Genomic DNA, 20,101 nt, shown 5'->3' on the forward strand with positions numbered 1-20,101 from the left:
ATAGCTTTTAGTCCAGATGGTAACTATATAGCCAGCGCTAGTTCTGACCATACTATTAAATTATGGAATATTGAAAATGGAGAATTATTGGCTGTTTTAAAAGGACATAATAAAGCAGTTTATTCTGTAGTGTTTGGTTCTGACAGCAAAACTTTAGCTAGTGGGAGTTATGATAAAACAGTTAAACTGTGGAATGTGGAAAATGGTATATTAATTAATACTTTTATCGGTCATACTAAACCTGTTTTGTCTTTAGCTTTTATCCCTAATACTCATACTCTGGTAAGTGGGAGTGCAGATGCAACTATCAGAATTTGGAATTTCTAGTATGGATTATGCGATCGCTCAAAAAAAGATTCTTGAGTATCAACGTAATTTACAATATGCGTATTATTATGCTGATTTTGGTAGTAAATAATACAAACTATATTTTTCTAAAATAGTTGATAATAAATCTCATTTATGCTAGATACTTATCTAACGTTATAAATAATAAATTTACTTAATCAGGAACAAAAATGATCAAATCTCGCTACATATTTTTGTCGATCGCTACTTGTGCCATAATTTCTCTAAGTTCTTGCACTAACAACGCACCAATAGCTGAAAGTCCATCCAACCCAAGTACTAACCCAGTTACGGAAACAAACAGTCACAGCGGTCACGGTGGTAAAGCGCAAATTAATATTAATACTGCTATCTTGTCCGAGTTAGATAAGTTTGAGGCTAAACTAGGCGTGCCGGCATTGTCGAACAAAATTCAAGCCAGCCGTCCCTATGGTTCTCCAGAAGATTTAGTCAGCAAAAAAGTAATTACTCAAGATCAGTTTAACCAAATTAAAGAGATGGTGACTGTTCAGGAAGTGGTGCTGACAGGTGAGGCTAAAGATGTTGACTACATGACCAAGTTGGGATTGATGAAAGGACATCTTTTAGTAGCAAAAGAACTCCTAGACCAAAATCAGCCAAAACAAGCTGAACCTCATATTGGACATCCAGTTGAGGAGATTTATGTGGATGTAGAAGAACAGCTAAATGAACGCAAAGTTAAAGAATTCAAAACAACCTTGGTAAGTTTGCAAGATTTAGTCAAATCTAACCCCAAAAATACCAAACTCAAAACAGACTTTGTGGCTTCAGTACAATCAGTAGATGGTGCGATCGCAGCCTTACCAGTAGATCAACGCAATCAACCACAATTTGTCCTCCAAGTCATCAACGGGTTGCTAGATGCAGCTAACTCAGAATACGGTGCTGCCATCGCAAATGGTAAAATTAGCGCCCCAATCGAATATCAAGACTCCCGTGGCTTTGTAGTCTACTCTAATGAACTATATCAAGGCATTTCTAGCCAAATAGCACAAAGCAATCCTGAAGCACATAAAGCAATAGATACAGCTTTGGCTGAACTGGTGAAAGTTTGGCCGACTGCTATCCCACCAACTCAAGCTATCAAAACTCCTGAAGATGTTACCAAACTAGTGAAAACCATAGAGGAAAACACCCAAAAAGTATTAGAAAAAACTAACACTAAAGCACAAAGTTAGTATTTCCATACCATTGGAAGTACAGAATAACAAGTTTAAAATGAATAAGAAGAGAAAAAAGAGTTAGCAGTGAAGAGAGAGGATAGTTTGGTTTTTCAACACCTGAAAAAAGCATAACTTCTAACTCACAACTTCTAACTAAATATTCTCCAACGGTAATTTTGCTTATCTTAACAACTGATGCAAGAACTTGATCAAAAAAAGGCCATAGACCTACTAAATGCCATCATGGAATTTGAACTAGCTGGGGTAGTCCGCTACACCCATTATTCCTTAATGGTGACAGGGCCAAACCGCATTCCCATTGTAGCTTTTTTCAAAGCCCAAGCCGCTGAATCTCTACTCCACGCTCAACAAGTAGGCGAAATTCTCACAGGTTTAGATGGGCATCCCTCCCTAAAAATCGCCCAGATGGAGGAGACTTATAAGCACAACGTCAAGGATATTTTGGCAGAAAGCTTAACTCACGAAAAAACAGCACTAGATTTGTACAAAAATCTCCTAGAAACTGTAACTAATGCCAGCATCTATTTAGAAGAATTCGCTCGTGGCATGATTGGACAAGAAGAGATGCATAATCTCGAATTGAAAAAAATGTTACGCGATTTCAGCTAATAATTAATACTCATTAGTCCAAAACTTATTGGACTAATGACTCAATAACTCATAACTAAATAACTATGAATTTTAGTACTGCTATACCTACCTTTGTAATTACCCTCCGAGAAGGCGTAGAAGCTGCCCTAGTGGTGGGTATTGTCCTGGCTTTATTAAAAAAAGCAAAACAATCTCGACTCAACCCTTGGGTATATGCAGGTGTTGCCGTCGGGCTTGTTGTTAGTGCATTAATAGGCGTTTTATTTAGTTGGCTGATTAAAATATTAGGAGCAATTAACCCTCAATATACCCCTGTCATTGAACCGATGTTAGAAGGTGTATTTAGTGTATTAGCAATAGTCATGCTTAGTTGGATGCTTATCTGGATGACAAAACAAGCCAGATTTATGAAAGCACAAGTTGAGGGCGCAGTTACAGAAGCACTAACACAAAATTCAAATGCAGGTTGGGGAGTTTTTAGTTTAATTTTAGTCGCTGTTGTTCGTGAAGGTTTTGAAACTGTTCTCTTTGTAGCCGCAAATTTTCAACAGGGATTAATACCAACTTTAGGCGCACTTAGTGGTTTAGCAGCAGCATCAGTAATTGGTATACTGTTATTTAAATGGGGTGTCAAAATTAATATTCGCCAGTTTTTCCAGGTAATGGGCATTTTATTAGTTTTGATTGTGGCTGGATTAGTAGTTTCAGCTTTACAACATTTTGATACTGCAATGTCTAGTCTTGCACTCAGCAGTCGCGCTTCCGAAAATCTTTGTTTCTATTACGAACGCTTTACCAAAGTCCATTCTTGTATTTTAGGGCCAATGGTTTGGAATACTGCCAACATTTTACCTGATGACAATTTTCCCGGTATTATTTTTAAATCTTTGTTTGGCTACAGAGATAAAATCTATATCGTTCAAGCCGTAGGCTATTTTGTGTTTCTACTCAGCATTGGCGGTTTGTATTTACGCAGCATTACAGGTAGTTCTTCTCAAGCAAAAAAGAATATTAGAGTTGATGACCAAAAATCAATTAGTCCTTGAAAAGATTAAAATAATTTGTAATATGCTACAACACATCTAATTTTCCTATTCTTGTGGGGTGGGCATCTTGCCCGGCCTTGTGTACCTCAATCAGATGAAATGTGCTATATTTCTTTTGCTACAAAGATTTTCTTTAACTCCAGAGAAGCTTTTTCAATTGTTTCTAGACTACCTGGATTGACAAGTCCGTAATAATCAAAAACATAAACTCGATTGTTTTTAGTCGCTTGTAACTGCTGCCAAAACGGTTCTTTTTTTAATGAATCTAACAGCGTTGGTTCAGCATTAACTACAATTAAAACTTCTGGGTTAGCTTCCAAAACTTTTTCAGCCGAGAGTGTCACATATCCACCTATGGGACTATTACCTTGTAATTCTGCGGCTATATTTTTCGCGCCAAATCTAGAAATTAAATCACCTGCCCAACTATTTTTATTAGGTGTTAAGATTGGTTGACGACTAACCAATACTAAAGCAGAAATATTTTGAGTTGCGTTGGCAGGTAAAAAGGTTTTGTAGCGATTTAATAAAGGCTGGGGATCTACATCAATTGATTCAGCAAGTGATTTAGTTAGTTCTTCTAGAGATTGCCAATTATTTACTTTAGTTGATAAAGTAGCTATTCCTAGCTGTTTAATTTTCTGAATAGTTACATCAGAAAATCCTGCTGCACCAATAACTAAATCTGGTTTTAAAGAAACAATTTTTTCTAAATTTGGGACACTCCGACCTTCGCTAACACGGGGAATATCTTGCAGTTTAGGGTTATTTTTAAATAAGGTACTACCAGTTATTCCTACAAGTTTAGTTTGGTCAAGTTGAGAAATAATATCAGCAGAAAGAGAGGAAAGTGCTACAACTCTTTTAGCTGAAGTTTTTGGTAGTTGTTGTACTGGTACGACGTTAGATTGAGTTTGAGTTGTTGCTGTGGTACAGGAGAATAGAAATAGAGTTAATATGAGTGCTATTGCAGATGATTTCCAACGCATGATTATTGTTTTTTAACGCAGAGGTACGTGGAGTTAGCGCAGAGGAACACAGAGTTTTTTGAGGTTAAGAAGATATAGATGTTTAGATTTTTATTATGGCTCAATTCAATAAAAATTTTTGTACATCTTCTGGGGTGTTACAGTTAAATAGCATCTCTGGTGATGATAATGGTAAAACCGCTACTGGATATGGTTTTAGCCATTCTTGAAATGAGCGTCCTCCTTGGTTAATAAAATCCTGAAGTAGGGGTAAACAGTTACAGCGATAAAAGCCGCATAGAGGTTCCCAACCTTTAGGATTTTTTACTAAAATAGCAATATTTTCTGATTCTACAGTATCAACTATTTTTACCCAATTTTGCAAGACCTCAATTTGCAAGTTTGGTAAGTCACAGGCTAATAATAATACCCATTCTGTTTTTACTTTTTCTAGTCCTTGAACAAAACCTACTAGGGGTCCTTGTGTTTCTGTGGAGATTTCTGGAATGAATTTACATTCAGGTAAGTGCAAGCTTTGATAACGTTCTGGCCAAGGTGTGACTATATATATGGTATCAGTGCAACTTTTAGCAACTTTATAAACCCTTTCTAATAAGGCTATTCTCTGAATGGGAATCAAGGCTTTATCCTCACCCATACGTGAACTTTTACCACCGGCTAATATTATGACGCTTAAATCAGTCATGGATAGATTATAATTTAGGGTCATATATAATTATGATATAGCAAGATATCCGTGTTCTACCAGTTGAATTGAAATTAACTTATTTATGGATTGAGGTTAATACAAATGACACAGGAATTAATTGATCTTAGAAATAGCATTTTGCAAGGACATTATGCAGATGCTTTAGCAATTGTGGATGAATTAGAAGGAATGAGTAAACAAGCAATTCTGGGTAACATCCAATCTTACTTAAAGATTTTACTGATTCATTTGATTTTTAATCAAATAGAACAGAGATTAACAAATTCTTGGTCCGCTTCTATTCGTAATTCAATTAGAGAAATTAAAAAAGTAAATATTAGCGATAATAAAAAATCTTACTATATCAATCAAGATGAATGGGAAAATTTCATAGAAGAGGAAGTAATTGAAGATGCCATAGCTGATGCCAGTTTGGAAGTAATGAATGGTATCTATAGCCAATTTCAACTTGCTGATCTCATCAATAGAACACAGCTAATTGCAACAGCTTTGAAGTTTTTGGCGTTAACTTATTCCTATTCAGCTAAAGAATTACCGACAATTGTAGCAGAAACATTAACTCAGCTACCAGGTGGTGAAGATTGGAAAGCAGGGAAAAGGTGAATACTTTCTATATTTTGTAGGGTGGGCATTGCCCACCATGTGTAGTATATACTACCACTAACCTCTATTTTGACTGCGCTGCACTTGTTCTAACAACTGCTCAACATTCGCTGGTGCGGGAAGACATTTTAAACCTTGACAGACTAAACCAACACTTCTCTCTGGTAAATCTGATACCATGGCAAAAGCAACAGTTGGTAGATATTTGTTGATTAATGATGTTATTTGTTCAGTACTCGTCCGAATTAAGGTTGAGTTATGATACCAATCTAAAGCAGTAAATAAACTAGGACAAGCTTGAGGAGAATTACTCATTACACCCTTAAAGGCTGTTAAACCTTGTTCAGCTAAATCGAGATAATGCAAATTATCAGTCAATAAAGCTAGACGCACTAAATTAGCGATCGCAATCCCATTGGCTGAAGGTGTAGCATTATCTATATAACTACGCTCTCGGACAATTAAATCTTGACTATTATCACTAGATGTGTTGAAGTAACCACCTAGTTCAATACTCCACAAAAATTCGTCAAATTCATCTTGGAGAGAAACAGCTTTTTCCAACCAATCAGAGTTCTGACTGGAAACATGATCAAGTTGTCCCAAAGTAGCTTGGTGTAAATCCAGCAATGCCTTAATAAAAAAAGCATAATCTTCAGATTGAGCCAAAACCGTCGCTTCACCTTCATAATTGAGTCGGTGAAAACGTCCATCGACAAACTGATGATCTAAGATAAACCTAGCAGCTTGTGCCGCTAATTCCAGATAATTTGGTTGTTGGAAAACCTCAGCAGCCCTAGCCAAACCAGAAATCATCAAGCTATTCCAGGCTACAATCATCTTAGTATCAGTCACCGCCGGAATCCGACCAGGCCAGTTAGTCTTTTTCGCTTCCTGATTATCTCGTGCCGGCGGAAAATTTGACAGTGACTCAGGTGTAGCACCATAACGAGCCGTAAACAACTTACTCAAAGCAATTTCCAGCGTTTGGCTTAATTCCCCTGGGTGTGACCTTTGTAAAACAATCTGTCCTTCAAAATTCCCGTTAGCAGTAACAGCAAACTGTTGTTGTAATTCGTTTAGCTCTTCAGTCGTTAACAGTTGTTGCAATTCCCTGTAACTCCAGACATAAAAAGCACCTTCTTCCGGTTCTATAGCTGTGGAATTAATGAAGCTATCAGCATCTTGAGCCGCATAAAAGTACCCACCCTGTGCAGTCATTTCCCGTTGTAACCATTTTACAGTTCCAGCCACAGCCCTCTCAAAAGCCGGTTCCTGTATTCCTCCACTCCACAAATTCGCTAGATATTCGATAATTTGACCATTATCATAGAGCATCTTTTCAAAATGGGGGACAGTCCAAGTGGGGTCAACAGTGTAACGATGAAAACCACCACCCACATGATCATAAATACCACCCAAAGCTAAATCTAGTCCCCGCTGAGTACAAACTTGCTGTCCATCATATTGAAATTGATAATTAAACCGAGTTCCGCGCAATGCAAATTCAGCATAGGGGATCATTGGAAAACTATTACCAACCTGCTTAGAAGTGATGATCCCCGTGCAAGTTTCCCAACCTTTCTGCAATAATTGATTATCTGCAACTTCCTGATTAGTAACCTTTTGCATTACCGCAGATGTCAGCAAAGCCTCAACAATTAACGCTTTGCGTTGGCGTAACTCTTCTTTTTCTGTATCGTAGTAACGGCGCAGAGCTTCCAAAACCTGTAAAAATCCAGGACGACCATAACGGGGATCTACAGGAAAGTAAGTTCCAGCGTAAAACGGGACTAAATCATCTGCCGCCAGAAAAACATTTAACGGCCAACCCCCCTGACCACTCATGAATTGCAACGTCTGCATATAGATACTATCAAGGTCAGGTCTTTCTTCCCTATCTACTTTGATAGGTAGAAAGTTGGTATTCATATATTGAGCAATTTCTAAATCAGAAAACGCTTCCCCTTCCATCACAGTACACCAGTGGCAACTAGAATAACCAATGGAGAGAAAAATCGGTTTATTTTGCACCCTTGCAGTTTCCAGTGCTTCATCACACCAAGGCCACCAATCAATCGGGTTTTCGGCGTGTTTGCGGAGATAAAGGCTTTTCTCTTCAGCAAGGCGATTAGTCATGATCAAAGCATCTGCACTTTTATCACCAGTCTAGCCTAGGGACTGGTGATTGGGGACTGGGGATTGGAGATTGGAGAGACTGCATTTATGTTTCTTCTGCGCCCTGCCTCCGTCCTAGCTCTTTACTTGAAAAAGTGAATCGTTGAACCGATAACAGCCGGTGGTATTTCTGTGACAGGTGATATAGTCTTTCGAGGAATTTGAGTACTAGCGTTTAGTCCAGCAATCAGATGCAGTAAAAAGGTGATTAAAGCAGCTTGTATAAATCTTTCTAGCATAGTACTTCTCTCTCTCTTGATGAATAGCATTTCAAGTAAGATTGGTTATTCTAAATACACCTCTTACTCCCGGTTTACCGGATTTGCTAAATATGTCCGGATAATTAACCAAAAAAAATGTGAAAAAATGTGAAAAAAGTTACTAACACCTGAAAAATAATTTCAACTAATCTGCGATCGCCAAATGAAAACAAAGCAGTGGAATAAGTTACATAGTTAAGGTGCAGTGTACAAAGGGCAGAACAGGACCTAATTTTCCTTTCATCTGGCTTCTTTTCAACTCACCATACCCACTTAGACACCTATCACCATCAAAAAGTGCCTGAGAAATTTTTGATTTGAGATATCTGATTGTAGACTGACCTTTCAGCCGAATCCGCTTGCTGAGAACCGATTAGGAAGTAAAAATTTTTGATTTATGAAGATTTTGCCAAAGGTTAATTTAGCCGTATCAACACAAATAGCCTTTGTCGTCGATAGAATAAATGACAAATAGCTACAAATACGCTCAATGATTCCAATCGTTATTGAACAATCGGGTCGCGGCGAACGCGCCTTTGATATCTACTCACGGCTGTTACGTGAGCGCATTATCTTTTTAGGTCAACAGGTTGATAGCAGTCTTGCTAACTTGATTGTTGCCCAATTGTTGTTCTTAGATTCTGAAGACCCGGAGAAAGACATTTATATGTACATAAATTCTCCCGGTGGTTCGGTAACGGCAGGGATGGGGATTTTTGACACCATGAAGCACATCCGCCCTGATGTTTGTACTATTTGTACCGGACTTGCCGCAAGTATGGGTGCTTTTCTTCTCAGTGCTGGTGCTAAGGGTAAACGGATGAGTTTACCCCATTCACGAATTATGATTCATCAACCTCTAGGTGGCGCTCAAGGACAAGCGACTGATATTGAAATTCAGGCGCGGGAAATTTTATACCACAAAAAACGGTTGAATGATTATTTAGCTGAACACACAGGTCAGCCGATTGAACGCATTGCTGAGGATACTGAACGTGACTTTTTCATGTCTCCAGAGGAAGCCCAGGAATACGGTTTAATTGACCAAGTGATTGACCGTCACGCCGTCGGTATTCGTCCAATGGCTGTGGTGTAGGTGACAGGTGACAGGTAACAGGTGACAGGTGACAGGTGACAGGTGACAGGTGACAGGTGACAGGTGACAGGTGACAGGGGACAGGTGACAGGTGACAGGTGACAGGGGACAGGTGACAGGTGACAGTGAGGAGGAAAGGGAGTAGGTAGCAAGGGGGAAAACTCTTCTTCTGACTTCTGACTTCTGACTCCTGACTTCTGACTCCTGAACTCCTGAAATCCTGAAATCCTGAAATCCTGAACTCCTGAACTCCTGACTCCTGACTCCTGACTCCTTTTAAAACCCCGCAATAGGATCTGGCTGAGATTTAAGGTAGTTGAGAAAATCTAGTAACTCTTCTTCACTGAGTAAAGAACGTCCTAACTTACCGTAGGTTTTTTTGAGATATTCTCGCCCTTGTTCTTTCGTCCAGGCTAATCGTTCTATTTGTACATCTGTTTGAGCAATAACATCAGATAAATTAACTGGTTCATTTTTCTTCTTCCTGGTTCCTATCCCTGATGGAAAACCAATATCTTCTGGGGAAGAATAATTGCGTGGTGTAAAGGGTGTGACGTTACTAGCAGTGATTTTTGGTAAAGATTGATATTCAGGTTCTGGACTAAATGACATCTCCAGTTTTTCTGCTGCGGTATCCAGTTGTTCTCCTTTGGTGACACTTCCCGAAGTTTCTTGAGTTAAGAGTTGGTCGTAAATATCACTTGTGTTGTTGTATTCGATCGCAGGAGGTGAAGATATTTCTGTATTTTTAGTCATTGGCCATTGATTACTGGCAACCTCCTGGGAGGTGGGGACAGACTCACGTAAAGCAGTTGTGGTATTTGTAGTATTTACAGTTGTTTTGACTGGAATTGGGGAAATAGGTTTTGGGGAAAACGCTACTCTTCCCTCTCCCTCTGTCTCATTTGTGATTCCTAAAACCATGAATGCCCTATTTCTGGCCTGGTCTTCAGCGGCTTCTACGGTTTCTGCTGCTGCCATTCCAGTGGCGCGGGTAACGCCTTCAATTTGTAGGCTAACTCGGACGATATATTTTCCTTGGAAAATTTGTACTAATTCCGAAATAATGCTGCCATTGGGATACAAGCTCTGAAATTGAGCCAACATAATCATGCCACCCATCTAAATATGTTTAACTTTAGTTGTACTTGTAAGATTTCCAGGTACTTTTCACGCTATGATCGTTTGTCACGATTGTAGCAGTAGCTGTTTTTTGCAAAAATTTTTAGCTACTGTTGACTAAATCAGGGTGTTCTTCCTTTCAATGCTATACTAATTACCCAATTCGATATCTAGAAGTATTTTGTGGAAGTGCGCTCTAAATCTACAATAATAAAGATAAGGTTCGCCCTCATTGCAATTCACAACTGCTTACCTGATTGTTACCGATTCTACAGATGGTAAAGTTGGGTTAATAGGCAGTTTCTCTCAGTTAAATTTCAGATGATCATGGCGTGAAATTACCTTTAATCTAGACAATCAAACACCTGTGCCTTCCCTGGATACCTGCTTTTGGGTAACATCGAGAGTTGTGTAAATCAAACCTCTCAACAACCCATGGTGTAATTTACCTGGTGAGGCCAAGTCGAATATCAGGAGTGCCTTGTTAAGATTGGTTAGTTGAAGAAAGTTTCACCCAGGTGAATTCTGAGAGTATCGTGCAGTGAGAAGTCCGAGCAGAGTCTTACTCTGACAGGAACTTTGGCAGCCTTAGCTTACTTCTTTGCAGGAGTACGGGCAATTCGTTTGTAGCAAGTGTCTGTAAGCCGTGAGGGTATACAGGGAAGAACCAGATTAAACACCGGACACTTTAACGCCAATCACAGGACAGTTGCTACAACGGGGGGAAACTCCTGAAATGTAGCGGCTCCTCAAGTTGGGAAACTCTCCCATAGTGCTGGTTCCTGAACGGGGGGGAACCCCTGCACGCAGGTGTCCTCAAAAAATGATGTTTTGACCAAAGGTCGGTTCACTGCATGGAATTTTCAATCGCTACACTTCTTGCCAATTTCACGGATGATAAATTGGTAGCTCGTAAGGTTTTGGAAAAGAAACTGGGTTGTGAGGATGAAGACAGTTTAGAAAAACTTCACATTGCTTTGGAGGTGCTAGAAAAAATTGGGTTGTTGGTCAAGGAACGGGGTAAGTATCGTCGTGTATCGGAAGAGGGGCTAATTGAAGCTAAACTCCGTTGCTCTAGTAAAGGCTTTTGCTTTGCTATTCAAGATGTGGAAGGCTCTGAGGATATTTATATCCGTGAAAGCTATCTGAGTAATGCCTGGAATGGCGATCGCGTTTTGGTCAGAGTTCTCAAGGAAGGTAGTCGCCGACGTTCTCCTGAAGGTGAGGTAAAGCTGATTCTGGAGCGTTCCAATCACACTTTACTAGCACGGATTAAACAAGTAGAAGGGGGGTTCCGTGCTGTTCCTTTAGACGATCGCTTGCTGTTTGAATTGAAACTGCTTACAAACGGCTTGAAATTGGCTGAAGCTATAGACCACCTAGCCCATGTAGAAGTCTTGCGTTATCCTCTGGCTCAGTATCCACCTTTGGGTCGGGTTGTACAAATCCTTGGTAGTGATGCGGAAGCTGCTGCTGATATAGATTTGGTAACTTGTAAGCATGATTTATCACGTACTTTCTCGGATAATATCCTGGATGCAGCAGCTAAGTTGCCCAAAAAGTTACTGAAAGCAGATTTAAAAAACCGCGTAGATTTACGTAGTTTGTTCACCATCACGATTGCGGGGGTAAATGGTGACGATAAAGTAGTAGAAAATGCCTTTAGCTTGGAAAAAACCCCAAGCGAACCTTGGCGATTGATGGTTCATATAACTGATTTATCTCACTACATTCAAGCTGATGAAGCCCTAGATAGGGAGGCACTCAAGCGGGGACGGTCAGTTTATCTGGGAGAATTAATTTTGCCGATGTTGCCAGAAGCAGTGGCTGAACGCTGTTCTTTGGTATCGGGTAGCGATCGCCTAGCTCTCTCTTTTGTGATCACAATTGATCCCCAATCGGGAAAAGTGCTGGAGTGGGAAATTCAACCCAGCGTAATCAAAGTAGACACATCTGTAAGCAAACAACAAGCAGAAGCAATACTCAGCGGTGATGCACCCAAAATGTCTGCTGAGACTATCCAGATGTTACATGACCTAGCAACCCTAGCCAAAGCAGCTAAACAAGCTCGATTATCTCGCGGGAGCTTGCAATTAAATCTGCCACCAAGCCAAAATCCTTACTATGATGAAGGCTTAATGGGCGCTGTGGTAGTTAATGAAGTACCCGTGCGATCGCTCCTCTCAGAGTTAGTACTGTTGGTGAATGAACTAATAGCAGAACATCTCAACGCTTTGGGAGTTCCTGCCATTTGGCGAGTCCAAGGCACACCTGATCCTGAAGATGTTCAGGAAATGCTCAAACTAGCGATGAATTTGGGTGTGGAATTAACACTTGATCCAGAGTTAGACATTCAACCCCTCGATTATCAACATTTAACTAGAGCTTTCGCTGAGTCACCATCTGAGCAAGTTCTCACCTACCTGTTACAGGATACCCTCAAGCCATCTGTATACAACACAACTAGAGGATTACACTTTGGTTTGGCTCTACCACAGTACGTCCACTTTAGCGCCCCCCTACGGCGTTACCCAGATTTACTGATGCAACGGGTATATCATGCCTTATTAGAATACGGGCGCGATCGCCGCAACACCCGTGTCAAAGAGCGTGTCAACCTGCGCCATTCTTCCTCCCATGAAGAAATTAACTGGAACGTTCTCCCCCCAGAGTTACAACAAGAACTCCAAAGCGACTTAACTAGAGTACTCGTCCAGATTAACGACAGAGAAAAAGAAGTCCAAGAAGCCGAAGCTGATTTAGCAGGACTACAAAAAGCCCAACTGATGAAACAGCGCATTGGTCAAGTATTTCCCGGTGTAATTACTGGGGTGCAATCCTACGGCTTCTTTGTCGAAATCGAAGTTCCCGCTACAGAGTCAGAAATCGGCTCCCAGCTAAGTACACCCTTACGAGTAGAAGGACTAGTACACGTCAGTTCACTCAAAGATGATTGGTATGAATACCGAGCTAGACAACAAGCTCTATTTGGCCGCAAAAATCGCGCTTCCTATAGATTAGGCGATCGTGTAGCCGTACAAGTTAAAAGTGTTGATTACTACCGCCAGCAAATTGATTTAGTCACCGTTGGCCCCGATGGTGTAGTCAAAGGCTTGGGAATCAGCAATGAAGATACATCAGATATTTACTCACCAAACAACATGGAATCTTTTGACTTAGATCCCTATAGTGAGGATGAGTAAATTCCCCGTATAAATTCGTGTCCAATAACATAAAACCACTTATTTTAGGCGTATCAGGCGCATCCGGCCTGATTTACGCCGTTCGCGCTCTTAAATTTCTTCTGGAAGCAGAGTATAAAATTGAACTAGTTGCTTCAAAATCAACTTACATGGTTTGGCAAGCAGAGCAAGATATCCGAATGCCGGCAGACCCTGAAGCACAAGAGCAATTCTGGCGAAAGCAAGCCGGAAATCCCCTATCTGGCCAACTCCGTTGTCATCCTTGGAGTGATGTTGGTGCTGGTATCGCTAGTGGTTCCTTTAAAACTCTGGGAATGCTCATCATGCCATGTAGCATGAGTACAGTAGCTAAACTAGCAGTAGGTCTGAGTTCAGACCTACTCGAACGGGCAGCGGATGTGCAAATTAAAGAAGGACGTAAGTTGGTTATTGTCCCCAGGGAAACTCCCTTTAGCCTGATTCATCTACGGAACTTAACAACCTTAGCAGAAACAGGAGTTAGAGTTGTTCCCGCTATTCCAGCTTGGTATCACAACCCTCAAACCATTGAAGACTTAGTTGATTTTGTCGTAGCTCGTGCCTTAGATCAACTAGATATCGACTGCATTCCCATTCAGCGTTGGCAAGGTCATCTTTAAATTAGGAGACTGAGGACTGAGGAGATGGGAGATGATAAGTATAACCACTGATAACTGATAATTAATAACTGAATTAAAATGGCTGTAATTCGCTTAATTTTGTTGGTGGTGGTGCTGGGAGGACTAACACTGTTGTTAGTTCAAAACTTGTCTCCTACCCTCCCGCTAGTATTTTTAGGTATGCGGACTCAACCATTACCACTGGCTTTATGGGTTTTATTGAGTATAGCCGCTGGTGCTTTTACATCTTTGTTAATTGCTGCCTTGTTTAAAATTGCTAATTATGTATCGGCTCAACAGGCACCAAAAACTTCATTTACATCAAATGCAGCACCACCCCGTGTGAAGACAACTACTAGTAAGAAAACTACACAGCCTACTAGCAGTCCAAAGATGCCAGTGAATCCAACCGAGTACACTACCAGTAACGACTTTGATGATTGGGAGACAGACCCTAATCAAGGTGATGATTGGGATTATCAAGAATCACGACGCACTTCAAGCCCGAAAACCTACGAAAATCAACAAGTACCTAAAAATGCTTCCCCATCTGACTCGGTTTACTCCTACAGTTCCCAAGAACCTAAAAACACTGGTGTGGGAAAAACTGAATCTATTTACGACGCTGATTACCGGGTAATTATCCCTCCTTATCAACCATCAACTACTAATCAAACAGATGATGATGATTGGGATTTTTTTGAAGACGAGGATTTAGATGATGAAAATAAACCCCCCCGTCAGTAACTTGAGTTTATTTTATGACACACTGTTTTCTTGATTCTCGTGACTCTTGCTTGATTTGACCCGTCATCGCAGCTTCCTGTAAAGCCATAAAGGCATTCAAATCTTCAAAGTCATACTGACTAGTTAAAAGTTCTCTGAGTTGGTTTTCTGCTTGCAACGTTAAATATCCAGTTGCTAAAGCCGTTTGCACAACGTCTCTAATTCGAGTCATAGCTGACACCCCATGCATACCACATTATTTGATGAGAGCTTACTCAAAGGAGAGAAGCTTTTTTGTAAAAGACAGAAATTCTGGTTGTTTTTAGCACTTAGTAAACAATAGGCATTTGATTTAACAGTAAATTTGAGCAGCATAGTACTGTGTTGTCAACAACATCATTGTTACTTACAACTAATTTCGCCTTTTTATGTTGACAGAGTTTATTTCCTTAAAGTTTCAAACAAGTTATGTGAAATTTCCATTAAGCATAAGCATACCTAAGTAATAAATGAAAATGCACCTAACACTTGTTATGAAATTCGTTATAAATTTACTGTTACTTCACTCGGATTTTACGGTATAAACGTTAGTATATATCTAACGTAACTGTAAATACACTAATAACAATGGTGGTAGTCAATTCCCAAGTTACAGAAGAAGAATTTATAGAAGCTCAAAAAAATTGGGAGTTAGAAAAATTATATATAGATTTAGCTTCTGTCAAAAGAAAAGCCTTGACACCTGTCGAAAAGAAGCTTTTGAGGGGTTTGCTTTGTGGTTGTAGCCCTGCGGAAATAGCGAATAAACTGTATCAAAGTCGCAGTAGCAGTACTGTAAGAGTTTATCTATCAAATGGGTTATATAAATACATAGAAGATATGCTGGGTAATCAATTAGGTTACTCAGTGAAGGTAAAAAATTGGAGTCATGTGACTCATCTATTAGAAAAAGCTGGGTATAAAAAAAATTGGTTCCAAGTTAAACCAATAACTACTTTTATTAAAAATACTAGAGAGCAAGAAATTGAGTTACTGAAAATTAAATCCTCAAATATTCAAGATTGGGGTGAAGCAATTGATATTAGTAGCTTCTCTGGAAGGATAAAAGAACTAACCACCGCTTCAAAATGGATTTTACAAAATCACTGTCGGTTAGTTGTACTGTTAGGGATGGGTGGAATTGGTAAAACGGCTTTTTCGATTAAGTTAACTGAGGAGATTCAAGAGCAGTTTGAATATGTGATTTGGCGATCGCTACATCTATGTCCTTCGATAGATGCGATGTTAAATAATATTGTGCAGATATTATTACCAACTATCGAGATAGACCAGACTGCAACTTTGAATACTAAAATTTCCCAATTGATTAGTTGTTTACGTAAGGTGCGTTGTCTTTTGGTCTTGGATAACGTTGACTCAATTTTATCTAGCAATGATAGAGATGAGACACAAGCTCAATCTTCCGTAGAAGCTAGTAAACTTGATCTAGGTTCACAAATCCAATATCGTCCTGGTTATGAAGGTTACGGTGAATTAATTAGAAGGATAGGAGATTCTCAACATCAAAGCTGTTTGTTATTAACTAGTCGGGAAAAACCACCAGAAATTGCTGCGATTGAAGGAGAAAAGCTACCTGTGCGGTCTTTAAACTTGACTGGTTTGAGCAAAACAGAAGGCCTGGCTATTCTCAAAACTAAAGGGTTAGCCGAATTAGAATATACAGAATGCACTGTATTGATTGACTGGTATGCTGGTAATCCGTTATTTTTGAAATTAGTTGCTACTACTATTCAAGATTTATTTGGCGGTAGTGTTTATCAGTATTTTGGAACAGGGTACTCTAGTTTTTGGTGAAATTCGCAGAAGTCTAGAGCAGCAGTTTAACCGCTTGTCTGAGTTAGAGAAGTATATGATGTATTATCTGGTACTCAATCCAGATTGTACTTCTGTGATGACTTTAAAAACCAATATGATACCGGGATGGCCGGTGCGATTAGGACAAAGATTAATCCTGGAAACTATAGAATTGCTCCGACGGAGATCTTTACTGGATATAGAAGCAGCCAATTTATCCCTCAGCACAGTGTGGAGGAATTATCTAATTGAGCGGTTAATGGAAAAAGATTTTCAATATTGGCCTGAGTTCTGAGTAAAAATAAGAAAAATCAGAATTTTTAACTGGAGTTAAGGGTATTTGTGAGTAACTTATTAAGAGGAGTCAATCTGTATTTAATTGGGATGATGGGCGTTGGTAAGACAACTGTAGGGCGCTTACTAGCAAAAGAACTGGGCTATGGATTTTTAGATACTGATGATGTAATCGTTAAAGCGGCTGGGAAATCTATCAATGAGATATTTGTTGATGAGGGTGAAGCAGAGTTTCGTCAGTTAGAAAGTGATGTTTTGGCTCAAGTTTGTGCTTATACCAAATTAACTATAGCTACCGGTGGGGGTATTGTGTTGCGGCGGGAAAACTGGGGTTATCTGCGTCATGGGTTGATTGTATGGCTTGATGCACCAGTGGAAATATTATTAAATCGGTTAGCAGAAGATGATACAAGACCGCTTTTACAGGATTCTGACCCTGAAGGTAAATTAAGATCGCTTCTCGAACAACGTCAATCACTTTACTCCCAAGCAGATTTACATATTACCATCGCTGCAACGCAAACACCAGAACAAATTGTCACCTGTGTCCTAGACGCAATTCCTAGCGTTCTCAAAAATCAAGATTTTCAACAGCAAAATTGATCTGAGGAAATTTTGTGATACTAAGTTGCTAAGAGGATCTCTGAGAAGGGTGAAGCAGATTCGCCATTGTCTTTTCTTGTATCCTGTACAATCTAAAATCCAAAATCTAAAATCCAAAATTGGAAGATCCTCAGAATGGTAAACGATACAGAGTATATCAGGCAGACTGAAGCTAATCGCGTTGAAATTCTCAGCGAAGCATTACCTTACATTCAAAAATTTGCAGGTCGCACCGTTGTTGTCAAATACGGAGGTGCGGCTATGAAAGACAGCGTCCTCAAAGATAAAGTTATCCGCGATATTGTATTTTTATCCTGTGTCGGGTTGCGACCAATTTTAGTACATGGTGGTGGACCAGAAATTAACAGTTGGTTAGATAAACTGGGAATTGAGGCTCAATTTAAAAATGGTTTGCGCGTCACCGATGCGGCGACAATGGATGTGGTGGAAATGGTGTTAGTGGGTAGAGTCAATAAAGAAATTGTCTCTCTGATTAACCAAGCTGGCGGTATGGCGGTGGGACTTTGTGGTAAAGATGGTAACTTAATTACGGCGCGTCCTCAAGGTGATGAAGGTATTGGTTTTGTTGGGGAAGTAAGTAATGTGAATATTAAGATTTTAGATACCCTATCTAAGAATGGATATATTCCCGTGGTGTCTAGCGTCGCTGCTGATGATAGCGGACAAGCTTACAATATTAATGCTGATACTGTAGCGGGGGAAATAGCTGCTGCTTTAGGGGCGGAAAAGCTGATTTTGTTGACCGATACGCGGGGTATTTTAACAGATTACAAAGACCCATCTACCTTGATTCCTAAAGTAGATATTCGGGAAGCTCGCCAACTGATTAACGATGGTGTTGTCAGTGGGGGTATGATACCTAAAGTAACTTGTTGTGTGCGATCGCTCGCCCAAGGAGTCAAAGCTTCACACATCATTGATGGACGCATTCCCCACGCCCTCCTGTTAGAAATCTTTACAGATGTCGGGATTGGAACAATGATTCTCGGTTCTCAGTTTAAATAATTTGGGGACTGGTGATTGGTGATTGGTGATTGGAAAAACTGTAATCTGTCTGCTCTTCTTATTCCCTATTACAAATCACCACCAATGACAACTGACTAATAACCAATGACTAATGACAGAAAGTTTAGAAATTGCTAAATCTCGTTACGAAACGGGAAAAATTGCCTTTGAAAATGGACAATATCGAGAGGCTGTAGAAAATTTAGAAAAAGCCAGTGCTTTATTAGCCCGGAATACACGCTTTGCTGGTGAAGTTGATATATGGTTAGTGACAGCTTATGAAGCGGCTGAAAGAACTGAGGATGCGATCGCACTTTGTCAACAACTTCGTCGCCATCCCCACGCCGAAACCAAAAAACAAGCACGACAACTAATTTATATTTTACAAGCTCCCAAACTCACAAGACCAAAAGAGTGGATGAGCGAAATTCCCGATTTAGGTGCAATTTCTGACAACGACACCAAAAGGCTCGTCACCGTCAAGCCCACCAAATCTACCCCAAAACAGAAGTCAGCAGAGCCAGAATATGTTGATCTCAGTACAGTTAATACAAAAGATAATCGTTTTATCTGGGTAGCCTTTATTGCTGTTGGTATCACCATTTCTTATTTAGTTTGGTTAAGTATGTAAACAGGGAATCAAAATTTCAACTTTGTGGAGATGTCTAATTTTTATGAATATATCTAATTTCCGAATAAAACCTATTTTGTGGTTGTTAATATGCGCCTCTTTTATATTGTCTGGTTGTGTTCAATATGATTTAGGCATAAACTTTAATAATGCCAATAACGGTGAAATAATACAGCACATTCAATTATCTGACCAACTAACCAGTTTTAGCAGTGATTATATTTCCGAATGGTTAAATAGTCTAGAGCGTCGCGCCCGAAAATTAGAAGGATCAGCAAGGCGAATTTCTCCAGAAGAAATTCTTCTCAAAATTCCCTTTAGTAATGGAAGAGAATTACAAGAAAAATTTAGCGGATTCTTCAACTATAGCACTTCCCAAAAGCCTGAAACCGTTTCCAGTGATTCAGAATTGCCGAATATTACCTCCAACTTACTCGTCCAAAATAACAATTTTTTACTATTATCTAGAAATCGTTTGATTTATGATTTAGATTTGCGTTCTCTTTCAGTTCTAACCAGTAAAGGAAATGCTTTAACTGGTACAGCTTCAATTATCAACTTAGACTTTAGCTTACAGACACCTTGGGGAGTTAAAAATATTCAGCAAACTGAAGATGAAATCCAACCAGAAAAAAATGGTCAACAACTGATATGGAAACTCAAACCCGGTGAATTAAACCATATAGAAGTAGTTTTTTGGCTTCCCAATATGTTGGGTATCGGGACTTTGATAATTATCCTATTTGTTTGGGGTGGTTTTTATCTCAGATATACATTATTGGCTGATATAGCGGTTCTCGGTTGAGTGAGATACAAGAACCCCACCCCCAACCCCCTCCTCCTTCGGATTCACCAGTCGCCTACGGTGGGAAACCCGCCTACAGCACTGGTTCACCGCAAGCGATGAGGGGGCTATGATGTATTTCATTCAAGTGCATACCGCTATAGTGTAGCCATGCCAGAATTTACAGGATTAAAG

General features: G+C 39.8%; 21 protein-coding genes. 15 read left to right on the plus strand and 6 right to left on the minus strand.

Annotation, left to right across the window (positions count from 1 at the left end; all coding sequences use genetic code 11):
* From ACOWPH_RS08605 to ACOWPH_RS08620, 4 genes are all read left to right on the plus strand, one after another.
* Window positions 1-327 carry a WD40 repeat domain-containing protein gene (locus ACOWPH_RS08605; protein ID WP_085930379.1) on the plus strand — a complete coding sequence of 109 codons (327 nt, stop codon included), beginning with the start codon at window positions 1-3 and terminating at the stop codon, window positions 325-327.
* A 191-nt stretch (window positions 328-518) separates the two neighbouring features.
* A complete protein-coding gene (locus ACOWPH_RS08610; protein ID WP_015214987.1) occupies window positions 519-1,547 on the plus strand; it encodes a helix-hairpin-helix domain-containing protein in 1,029 nt (342 codons plus the stop codon).
* 180 nt (window positions 1,548-1,727) lie between these two features.
* Window positions 1,728-2,162 (plus strand): ferritin-like domain-containing protein, encoded by a 435-nt coding sequence (locus tag ACOWPH_RS08615; RefSeq protein ID WP_015214988.1) that lies wholly within the window; start codon window positions 1,728-1,730, stop codon window positions 2,160-2,162.
* A 65-nt stretch (window positions 2,163-2,227) separates the two neighbouring features.
* The gene (locus tag ACOWPH_RS08620) at window positions 2,228-3,190 is read left to right on the plus strand and encodes an FTR1 family iron permease (RefSeq protein ID WP_015214989.1); all 963 of its coding nucleotides are present in this window, start codon (window positions 2,228-2,230) and stop codon (window positions 3,188-3,190) included.
* Window positions 3,191-3,294: 104 nt separating this feature from the next.
* Here the strand turns inward: ACOWPH_RS08620 and ACOWPH_RS08625 are convergent, their stop codons facing one another.
* Window positions 3,295-4,179 carry an ABC transporter substrate-binding protein gene (locus ACOWPH_RS08625; protein WP_015214990.1) on the minus strand — a complete coding sequence of 295 codons (885 nt, stop codon included), beginning with the start codon at window positions 4,177-4,179 and terminating at the stop codon, window positions 3,295-3,297.
* Window positions 4,180-4,279: 100 nt separating this feature from the next.
* On the minus strand, window positions 4,280-4,864 hold the full coding sequence (locus ACOWPH_RS08630) for a molybdenum cofactor guanylyltransferase (RefSeq protein ID WP_015214991.1): 585 nt from the start codon (window positions 4,862-4,864) through the stop codon (window positions 4,280-4,282).
* A 105-nt stretch (window positions 4,865-4,969) separates the two neighbouring features.
* Here ACOWPH_RS08630 and ACOWPH_RS08635 point away from each other — a divergent pair, with 105 nt between their 5' ends.
* Window positions 4,970-5,491: a DUF29 family protein gene (locus ACOWPH_RS08635; RefSeq protein WP_015214992.1), complete on the plus strand. Its 522-nt coding sequence runs from the start codon at window positions 4,970-4,972 to the stop codon at window positions 5,489-5,491.
* A gap of 57 nt (window positions 5,492-5,548) precedes the next feature.
* Here the strand turns inward: ACOWPH_RS08635 and ACOWPH_RS08640 are convergent, their stop codons facing one another.
* Window positions 5,549-7,630, minus strand: coding sequence for a thioredoxin domain-containing protein (locus tag ACOWPH_RS08640; protein WP_015214993.1), 2,082 nt, complete (start codon window positions 7,628-7,630; stop codon window positions 5,549-5,551).
* Window positions 7,631-7,752: 122 nt separating this feature from the next.
* The gene (locus ACOWPH_RS08645; protein ID WP_015214994.1) at window positions 7,753-7,908 is read right to left on the minus strand and encodes a hypothetical protein; all 156 of its coding nucleotides are present in this window, start codon (window positions 7,906-7,908) and stop codon (window positions 7,753-7,755) included.
* A gap of 511 nt (window positions 7,909-8,419) precedes the next feature.
* On the opposite strand from ACOWPH_RS08645, the gene clpP reads away from it, so the two are divergent.
* Window positions 8,420-9,025, plus strand: a complete 606-nt coding sequence (gene clpP / locus ACOWPH_RS08650) for an ATP-dependent Clp endopeptidase proteolytic subunit ClpP (RefSeq protein ID WP_015214995.1) — start codon at window positions 8,420-8,422, stop codon at window positions 9,023-9,025.
* 276 nt (window positions 9,026-9,301) lie between these two features.
* Here clpP and ACOWPH_RS08655 read toward each other — a convergent pair whose 3' ends face one another.
* Entirely contained in the window at window positions 9,302-10,132 is an 831-nt protein-coding gene (locus tag ACOWPH_RS08655) for a hypothetical protein (RefSeq protein ID WP_042466003.1), read from the minus strand.
* Between the two features lie 869 nt (window positions 10,133-11,001).
* On the opposite strand from ACOWPH_RS08655, the gene ACOWPH_RS08660 reads away from it, so the two are divergent.
* The 3 genes from ACOWPH_RS08660 (at window position 11,002) to ACOWPH_RS08670 (ending at window position 14,735) form a co-directional block, all read left to right on the plus strand.
* Window positions 11,002-13,350 carry a ribonuclease R family protein gene (locus ACOWPH_RS08660; RefSeq protein WP_015214997.1) on the plus strand — a complete coding sequence of 783 codons (2,349 nt, stop codon included), beginning with the start codon at window positions 11,002-11,004 and terminating at the stop codon, window positions 13,348-13,350.
* Window positions 13,351-13,367: 17 nt separating this feature from the next.
* Window positions 13,368-13,988 (plus strand): flavin prenyltransferase UbiX, encoded by a 621-nt coding sequence (locus ACOWPH_RS08665; protein ID WP_015214998.1) that lies wholly within the window; start codon window positions 13,368-13,370, stop codon window positions 13,986-13,988.
* A gap of 78 nt (window positions 13,989-14,066) precedes the next feature.
* Window positions 14,067-14,735, plus strand: coding sequence for a hypothetical protein (locus tag ACOWPH_RS08670; RefSeq protein ID WP_015214999.1), 669 nt, complete (start codon window positions 14,067-14,069; stop codon window positions 14,733-14,735).
* Window positions 14,736-14,742: 7 nt separating this feature from the next.
* Here ACOWPH_RS08670 and ACOWPH_RS08675 read toward each other — a convergent pair whose 3' ends face one another.
* On the minus strand, window positions 14,743-14,946 hold the full coding sequence (locus tag ACOWPH_RS08675; protein ID WP_015215000.1) for a hypothetical protein: 204 nt from the start codon (window positions 14,944-14,946) through the stop codon (window positions 14,743-14,745).
* 395 nt (window positions 14,947-15,341) lie between these two features.
* Here ACOWPH_RS08675 and ACOWPH_RS08680 point away from each other — a divergent pair, with 395 nt between their 5' ends.
* The 6 genes from ACOWPH_RS08680 to ACOWPH_RS08705 all read left to right on the plus strand — a co-directional run bounded on the left by ACOWPH_RS08680 (window position 15,342) and on the right by ACOWPH_RS08705 (window position 19,927).
* Window positions 15,342-16,568 (plus strand): NB-ARC domain-containing protein, encoded by a 1,227-nt coding sequence (locus tag ACOWPH_RS08680; protein WP_422665710.1) that lies wholly within the window; start codon window positions 15,342-15,344, stop codon window positions 16,566-16,568.
* Window positions 16,540-16,863, plus strand: a complete 324-nt coding sequence (locus tag ACOWPH_RS08685) for a hypothetical protein (RefSeq protein ID WP_422665711.1) — start codon at window positions 16,540-16,542, stop codon at window positions 16,861-16,863. Before ACOWPH_RS08680 ends, ACOWPH_RS08685 begins: the two co-directional genes overlap by 29 nt.
* Before the next feature lie 47 nt (window positions 16,864-16,910).
* A complete protein-coding gene (locus tag ACOWPH_RS08690) occupies window positions 16,911-17,465 on the plus strand; it encodes a shikimate kinase (RefSeq protein ID WP_015215002.1) in 555 nt (184 codons plus the stop codon).
* A gap of 135 nt (window positions 17,466-17,600) precedes the next feature.
* Window positions 17,601-18,491 carry an acetylglutamate kinase gene (gene argB / locus ACOWPH_RS08695; RefSeq protein ID WP_015215003.1) on the plus strand — a complete coding sequence of 297 codons (891 nt, stop codon included), beginning with the start codon at window positions 17,601-17,603 and terminating at the stop codon, window positions 18,489-18,491.
* A gap of 112 nt (window positions 18,492-18,603) precedes the next feature.
* Window positions 18,604-19,122: a tetratricopeptide repeat protein gene (locus ACOWPH_RS08700; RefSeq protein WP_015215004.1), complete on the plus strand. Its 519-nt coding sequence runs from the start codon at window positions 18,604-18,606 to the stop codon at window positions 19,120-19,122.
* A 43-nt stretch (window positions 19,123-19,165) separates the two neighbouring features.
* Window positions 19,166-19,927: a DUF3153 domain-containing protein gene (locus ACOWPH_RS08705; protein WP_015215005.1), complete on the plus strand. Its 762-nt coding sequence runs from the start codon at window positions 19,166-19,168 to the stop codon at window positions 19,925-19,927.
* The last annotated feature ends 174 nt before the right edge of the window (window positions 19,928-20,101 follow it).

The sequence above is a fragment of the Anabaena sp. PCC 7938 genome (genome assembly GCF_049315035.1).
In the GTDB taxonomy this organism is placed as follows: domain Bacteria; phylum Cyanobacteriota; class Cyanobacteriia; order Cyanobacteriales; family Nostocaceae; genus Anabaena; species Anabaena cylindrica.